This is a genomic window from Paraburkholderia sp. Ac-20340 (assembly GCF_017104965.1).
In the GTDB taxonomy this organism is placed as follows: domain Bacteria; phylum Pseudomonadota; class Gammaproteobacteria; order Burkholderiales; family Burkholderiaceae; genus Paraburkholderia.
The window spans coordinates 122,154-129,991 of sequence record NZ_JAAGPR010000022.1 but is presented as its reverse complement, the minus strand read 5'-3'; the positions used below and the strand labels follow the sequence as shown (position 1 = coordinate 129,991).

3 protein-coding genes and 1 pseudogene are annotated in these 7,838 nt (G+C 63.8%); all 4 read left to right on the top strand.

Annotated features, from left to right (window positions below):
- Positions 1 to 114: 114 nt before the first annotated feature.
- Positions 115 to 447: pseudogene (locus tag G3N59_RS24645) on the top strand (alpha/beta hydrolase); the annotation flags it as partial.
- Positions 448 to 540: 93 nt separating this feature from the next.
- On the top strand, positions 541 to 1,614 hold the full coding sequence (selD, locus tag G3N59_RS24640) for a selenide, water dikinase SelD (RefSeq protein WP_205985416.1): 1,074 nt from the start codon (positions 541 to 543) through the stop codon (positions 1,612 to 1,614).
- Positions 1,611 to 2,516, top strand: a complete 906-nt coding sequence (locus G3N59_RS24635; RefSeq protein ID WP_205985415.1) for a cation diffusion facilitator family transporter — start codon at positions 1,611 to 1,613, stop codon at positions 2,514 to 2,516. The genes selD and G3N59_RS24635 overlap by 4 nt, the downstream gene beginning before the upstream one ends.
- A gap of 327 nt (positions 2,517 to 2,843) precedes the next feature.
- Positions 2,844 to 7,784, top strand: coding sequence for a YadA-like family protein (locus G3N59_RS24630; protein ID WP_205985414.1), 4,941 nt, complete (start codon positions 2,844 to 2,846; stop codon positions 7,782 to 7,784).
- The last annotated feature ends 54 nt before the right edge of the window (positions 7,785 to 7,838 follow it).

Genomic DNA, 7,838 nt, shown 5'->3' with positions numbered 1-7,838 from the left:
TTGAGCCCGGAGTGGACGGAACGCTAGCAGGTTGAGAACAGAGCTGGGAGAGCCGGTGCGTTCAATCTGCGGCGCGGCGCGCGTTTAATGTCGGCATTCGTTGAACGTTGAACCGCCGACGTCGACGCCTGGCGCGCGATCCGCGCCAGCGCGCCGGTGAGCCGCGCCAATGCGGTGCGTCAGCTACTGGCCGCCGCGCGTTACACCGTAAACGGCGCGGCAAACAGCGCGCCGCGCTGCGCGACGCTCGTGCTGTCCTCGCAGGCGGATCAACTCGTCGATCCGGTCTGCTCGGCGCGGCTTGCGCGTGCGTGGGGCGCGGTGCAGCGCGTGCATCCGTGGGCCGGTCACGACCTGCCGCACGACGATCCGCAATGGCTCGTCGAAGCGGTCTGCGCCGCGTTTCCCCTGGCCGAACCCATCCAGACCCACCGCGCGGGCGACTGAAGCAAGTCAGCGCGCCGCGCCCGCAAGGTCCGCACGCCGATTGCTCCATAATAGGGACCGTTTTCCCCGCATTCTTTGGAACGACTCCCGCATATGAACGATCAAGACCGTCTGGCGGCCGCCCCGGCTGCGCCGCGCCTCACGAGCCTCTCGCACGGCGGCGGCTGCGGCTGCAAGATCGCGCCGGGCGTGCTCTCCGCGCTGCTGGCGCGCAGCACGCCGCTCACCGCCGCGTTTCCGAACCTGCTCGTGGGCACCGAAACCGCCGACGACGCCGCCGTCTACAAGCTCAACGACGAGCAGGCCATTGTCGCGACCACCGACTTCTTCATGCCGATCGTCGACGATCCCTACGACTTCGGCCGCATCGCCGCCACCAATGCGCTTTCCGACGTCTACGCGATGGGCGGCAAGCCGATCCTCGCGCTCGCGCTGGTCGGCATGCCGATCAACGTGCTGCCGCATGAAGTGATCGCGCAGGTCCTGCGTGGCGGCGAAGACGTCTGCGCCGCGGCCGGCATTCCCGTGGCGGGCGGCCATTCGATCGATTCCGTCGAGCCGATCTACGGTCTCGCGGCGCTGGGCGTGGTGCATCCCGAACGCGTCAAGCGCAACGCGTCCGCGCGCGCGGGCGACGTGCTGGTGCTCGGCAAGCCGCTGGGCGTGGGCGTGCTGTCCGCCGCGCTCAAGAAAGATCTGCTCGACGCCGCCGGATACAAGGCGATGGTCGATGCCGCCACACTGCTCAACAAGCCCGGCGCGCCGCTCGCGGAGCGCGACGGCGTGCACGCGATGACCGACGTGACCGGCTTCGGCCTGCTGGGCCATACGCTGGAAATCGCGCGCGGCGCGGGCCTCACGGCGCGCGTGCGTTACGCCGATCTGCCGTGGCTGCCGGGCGTCGAGGCGCTCGTGGAGCAGGGCGTCTTCACCGGCGCATCGGGCCGCAACTGGGCTTCCTATGGCGATGGCGTGACGCTCGCGCCGCATCTGCCCGAAGGCGCGCGCACGCTGCTGACCGATCCGCAGACGTCCGGCGGCCTGCTGGTCGCCTGCGCGCCGGAAGACGTCGACGCCGTGCTCGCGCTGTTCCATGCCGATGGCTTCGCGTCCGCGTGTGTGATCGGCGAACTCAGCGATGGTCCGGCACGCGTCGAGGTCGTATGAGCGGCGAGTCACCGAAAGCCATTTTCTACGCCCTGGCGGCGAACGCCGGCATCGCGGTCTGCAAGTTCGCGGCGGCGGCGTTCACGGGCTCTGGCTCGATGTTCGCCGAGGCGATTCACTCCACGGCCGATTGCGGTAACCAGCTTCTGCTGCTGTTCGGCCTGCGCCAGTCGCGCGAGGCGCCCACGCCGCTGCATCCGATGGGCACGGGACGCGCGATCAACTTCTATTCGCTGCTGGTGGCGCTGCTGCTGTTTTTCGTGGGCGGCGCGTTCTCGGTGTACGAGGGCGTGCATCGGCTGGTCCTGCGCGAGCCGCTGCAATATGTGTATGTGGCGCTGGGCGTGCTCGGCATTTCGGTGCTGCTCGAAGCGTTTTCGCTCTATGGCGCGATCAAGGAAATCCGCAAGGGCTCGCCCACAAAATCGCTGTGGCGTTGGGCGCGCGAAACGCGCGATTCCGATCTGCTGGTGGTGGCGGGCGAAGATATCGCCGCGCTGGCGGGTCTGGCGATCGCCTTTGTCGCCGTGCTGCTGACGGTTATCACGGGCAATCCCATCTGGGATGCGTGCGGGTCGATTGCCATCGGCATCTTGCTGATGGGGATTGCGTGGTTTATCGCGCGCGAAGTGAAGTCGATGATCGTCGGCGAATCGGCGAGCCCGGAAATGCGCCGCGATATCGAAGCCTACCTGCGCGCGCGGCCCGAAATCCGCAGCATCATCAGCCTGATCACCCTGCAATGGGGCCGGGAAGTGATGGTGGCCGTGCAGTGCGAGATGCTCGACTACGAGCACAGCCGCACGATGGTCGAGGCAATCAACGAGATCGAAGCCGATCTGCAGGCGCGCTTTCCCGTGGTGCGCTGGGTGTTCTTCGAGCCGGATTTCGTGAACCGGTGATGTTGTGCCGCAGGTAGTGCCTCAGATAGTGCCGCAGCACCCGCTCCATCGCGCCCGACAGTCCTGAAAACTGTCGGGTTTTTTTTCGCGCTGCCGTCTGGGCGCGTCGGTGGTTCCGCCCCTTTTTATTCATCTCGTCTCGAAATAGAAAACGTTCTATATCGACGTTTGGCTCCAATCGCAAAAATGGATACCAGTTCGCAGAGATGACGTGGCAGGTTCAAAGTGCCACGGAATTCGAAGCGTCTTGGGTCTGGTTACTTTCGATCATGGTTCGGTATCCGAATTAATCGATCGAGGCGACGTTTTTGAATTGGAGAAGGCAAGATGAACAAGAGCTATCGGTCGGTTTGGAATGCGTCCACGGCGACCTGGACGGCGGTGCAGGAAAACGCGAAGGCCAAGGGGCGTGGGACGTCGCTGAAACTGGGCGAACCGGTAGCTCTCAAGGGCGGCGCATGGCGCGCACTCTCGCGCATGTTCGTGCTGGTGGCGGGTTGCGTGGGCCTGACCGTGCCGATGATGGCTTCGGCTTCGGATCTTTGCGTGACGGATGCGTCGGGTAGCTACGATTACTCGACAACTGGACAGACGAGTGACGGTAGCTGCGCAATCTCGCCGTCGACCTTCACGGGCCTCAATAACGCGAACTACGTCATTTTGGGCGATAGCGGCACGGCCGCGATGGCCATCAGCAACAACCAGTTCCAGTTTTACGTTCAGAGCGCGTCGAGCGGCACGGGTTCATACCTGACGTTCCAGAACCTCGACACTGGCGGCGTGACGATCGACGGCCTTGCACCTGCCGCATTGAGCTCGTCCAGCCAGCAGGCTGTGAACGGCTCGCAGCTCTACGCGACCAACACGCAAGTGACGGCGAATACGACAAGTATCGCGAACCTGAACACGAGCGTGGCGCAGAACACGTCGGATATCTCGACGCTCAGCGGCAGCATCACGAACATCAGCGGCGCGATGGCTGACTCGGTGATGTACGACTCGTCGGCGCATGCGTCGGTGACGCTGGGCGGTGTGGGCGCGAGCACGCCGGTGGCGCTGCGCAACGTAGCGAACGGCACGCTCGGCGCAACGAGCACCGATGCGGTGAACGGCTCGCAACTCTACGCGACCAACACGAACGTCGCGAGCGTGACGACTACGCTGAACGCCATCACCAGCGGTGGCGGCGTCAAGTATTTCCATACCAATTCGTCGGGGGCAGATTCCGTTACTATCGGCCAGGACAGCACAGCCATCGGGCCGGGCGCGAGCGCAAATAACGGGGAGGCCATTGCGTTTGGTCCGAATGCGACAGCGGGTGCTGCGTTATGGACCCCGGGCGGGCAGGAAATCGCCGTCGGCAGTGGTGCCGTCGCCAGATCCGGTGCTGCCATTGCGCTGGGAGCCAATGCACGCACAGGCGTGACGGCATTCTTCGGCCAGTCGTATGACATGATTGCGATCGGCCGCAACGCCGAAGCGGAATATGGCAGCAGCATTGCGCTTGGCGGTTATGCGCTTGCCGCACCGCCGTCCAACGGTACCAATGGCGCAATTGGGTACGCCGTGGCGATCGGTGAATATGCGTCCTCTACCGCGACCGGTGGGCTTGCGATTGGCGCGGTATCCAGCGTTTCGGCCACCGGCGGCGTCGCGCTTGGGTGGAACTCGACGGTTAGCGGAACCAATGCGCTGTCCTTGGGCGCGAACTCGATCGCTACGGGCACAAATGCCATCGCATTGGGCGCCAGCGCGAAGACTAGCGGAGCGAATTCCGTCGCAGTAGGGGTGAGCGCAATTGGCAACGGTGTTACATCGGTTGCCATGGGCGCTAACTCGAATGCTGCTGGTCAGGCCTCCGTTGCCATCGGCAACGGTTCGTACGGTGGACTGGATTATGCGACTTCGCTCGGCAATTACTCGTCGGCGAGCGGGGACCGTAGCGTTGCCGTGGGAGCGAGCGCCAAGGCTGGCGGTAGCTACTCGACTGCGTTCGGTACGCTTGCAAGCGCGGCGGGCGCAACTTCGACGGCATTGGGTACGTCGGCGAATGCCAGCCAGACGAATGCAGTGGCGATAGGCAATGCCGCCAACGCATCGGTGGCGAATTCGGTCGCGTTGGGTAACGGTGCGACGACGACCGCTGCTGTTGCAACGGCGAGTGGGACGATTGGCGGAACGGCATACAACTACGCTGGCACGACGCCTACGGGTGTTGTCAGCGTGGGCACGGCAGGCGCTACGCGCCAGATCCAGAACGTGGCGGCGGGTCAGGTCACGGCAGCGAGCACCGATGCGGTGAACGGTTCGCAACTCTATGCAACGAACACGCAGGTTACGGCGAATTCGACGGGCATTGTCAATCTGCAAGGCTCGGTGACGACGCTTCAAGGTCAGATGACGTCTGTCCAGGGCCAGTTGACGACGCTGCAGGGCACGATGGCCGATGCGGTGGCGTATGACTCGTCGGCACATGGCTCGGTGACGCTCGGTGGCGTGGGCGCGAGCGCGCCGGTGGCGTTGCATAACGTGGCAGCCGGTTCGCTCGGCGTATCCAGCACCGATGCCGTGAACGGCGCGCAGCTCTACGCGACGAACACGCAGGTGGCGAACAACGCTTCGTCGATTACGAGTCTCGATGGCCGCGTGACGCAGAACACCGTGGATATCTCGACGATCTATGGAAATCTCACGAACATCAGCGGGCAAATGGCCGATGCGGTGGCGTATGACTCGTCGGCGCATGGCTCGGTGACGCTCGGTGGAGTGGGTGCCAGCACGCCGGTGGCGTTGCATAACGTGGCAGCCGGTACGCTTAGTGTTTCGAGCACCGATGCGGTGAACGGTTCGCAGCTCTACGCGACGAATACGCAGGTGGCGAACAACACCTCCTCGATTACCAACCTCGATGGTCGCGTGACGCAGAACACCACGGATATTTCGACGCTCAACGGCAATGTCACGAACCTTGATTCGCGTGTGACGCAGAACAGCTCGGATATTTCGACGCTCAGCAGCAGCATCACGAACATTAGCGGCACGATCGCCGATGCCGTGTCGTACGACTCGTCGGCGCATGGATCGGTGACCTTGGGCGGTGTGGGCGCGAGCACGCCGGTCGCATTGCGTAACGTCGCGGCGGGTACGCTCAGCGTATCGAGCACCGATGCCGTGAACGGCTCGCAACTCTACGCGACGAACACGCAGGTGGCGAATAACACCTCCTCGATTACGAATCTCGACGGTCGCGTGACACAGAACAGTTCGGATATTTCGACGCTCAACGGCAATGTCACGAACCTTGATTCGCGTGTGACGCAGAACAGCTCGGAGATTTCGACGCTCACCAGCAGCATCACGAACATCAACGGCACGATGGCCGATGCGGTGGCGTATGACTCGTCGGCGCATGGATCGGTGACGCTCGGCGGTGTGGGCGCGAGCACGCCGGTGGCGCTGCGTAACGTCGCGGCAGGCACGCTCGGCGTATCGAGCACCGATGCCGTGAACGGCGCGCAACTCTACGCGACGAATACGCAGGTGGCGAACAACGCCTCCTCGATTACCAACCTCGACGGCCGCGTGACGCAGAACAGCTCGGAGATTTCGACGCTCACCAGCAGCATCACGAACATCAGCGGCACGATGGCTGATGCGGTGGCGTACGACTCGTCGGCGCATGCATCGGTGACGCTCGGCGGTGTGGGCGCGAGCACGCCGGTGGCGCTGCGCAACGTAGCAGCCGGTTCGCTCAGCGTATCCAGCACCGACGCCGTGAACGGTTCGCAACTCTACGCGACCAACACCCAGGTCAGCAGCAACACCACGTCGATCACGAATCTGGATTCGCGCGTTTCGCAGAACTCCCAGGATATCGCCGCCATCAACAGCAACATCACGAACCTCAACGGCACGATGGCCGATGCGCTGGTGTACGACTCGATCGCACACACCTCGGTGACGCTGGGCGGCGTGGGCGCGATCGCGCCGGTGATGCTGCGCAACGTGGCCGCAGGCGGCGTCAGCGCGTCGAGCACGGACGCCGTGAACGGTTCGCAACTCTTCGCGACCAATCAGCAGACTGGCAGCAACACGTCGGCGATCACGAACCTGGACGCCCGCGTAACGCAGAACACGACCGACCTCAGCAACCTGACAAACAACATCAACAATAGCGTCGTTGGCCTCGTTCAGCAGGACGCGACGACGCAAGACATCACGGTGGCGAAGAGTCTGGATGGCACGGTCGTCGACTTCACCGGCACGGCGGGCACCCGCAAGCTCACGGGTATTTCGGCAGGCGCGGTGAATGCATCGAGCGCCGATGCCGTGAACGGCGCACAGCTTTACGCGGTGGCAAACTCCACAGCGAACGCACTGGGCGGCGGTTCGACCGTCAACGCGGACGGCACGATCACCGGCCCGACCTACACCATCGGCGGCAGCACGTACACGAATATGGGCAGCGCGCTGACCAACATCGACAGCCGCGTGTCGAGCATCGAAACGCAGGTCAACAACGTGGCGGGCGGTGTGGCGAATGCGGTGCAGTACGATTCGCCGGCGCACGACAAGGTCTCGCTGGGCAATGCGGGCATGACGGTGCAACTCACGAATCTCTCGGACGCCGTGCTTTCGGAAACGAGCACCGACGCCGTAACGGGCGCGCAACTCTACAAGACGAATCAGGATGTCTCGAACCTGACTCAGGCGATCCAGAACATCGGCGATACGTCTTCGGAGTACATCTCGATCAACACGTCGAGCGGTGCGGCGACGGCTACGGGCGATAACGCGGTGGCGCAGGGCGGCGGCGCTTCGGCTTCGGGTTCGAACTCGACGGCGATGGGCAACAACGCAGCGGCGACGGCGGACAATGCCGTGGCGATCGGCGCGAACTCGGTAGCGGATCAGGCCAATACGGTTTCCGTTGGGTCGCAGGGCAACGAGCGCCGTATCACCAACGTGGCCGACGGCCAGGCGCCCACCGACGCCGTGAACATGCGCCAGTTCCAGGCAGGCATGAGCGACCTTCAGCGCAACGCGTACAGCGGCGTGGCCGCCGCAACCGCGCTGACCATGATCCCCGATGTCGATCACGGCAAGAATATTGCGGTCGGTGTCGGCACGGCCAACTACAAGGGCTATCAGGCGACGGCGCTCGGTGCATCGGCGCGTATCAGCCAGAACCTCAAGGTGAAGGCGGGCGCGGGTTATAGCGCTGGCGGCGGCACGACGGTGGGCGCCGGCATGTCATATCAGTGGTAATCGACTGATATGCGCCAACGCAAAGCGGACACCTTATGGTGTCCGCTTTTTTAT

Excerpts from the sequence above, each read along its gene's own strand:
- G3N59_RS24630 (WP_205985414.1), top strand. The coding sequence starts at position 2,844 with ATGAACAAGAGCTATCGGTCGGTTTGGAATGCGTCCACGGCGACCTGG.
- G3N59_RS24635 (WP_205985415.1), top strand. The coding sequence starts at position 1,611 with ATGAGCGGCGAGTCACCGAAAGCCATTTTCTACGCCCTGGCGGCGAAC.
- selD (WP_205985416.1), top strand. The coding sequence starts at position 541 with ATGAACGATCAAGACCGTCTGGCGGCCGCCCCGGCTGCGCCGCGCCTC.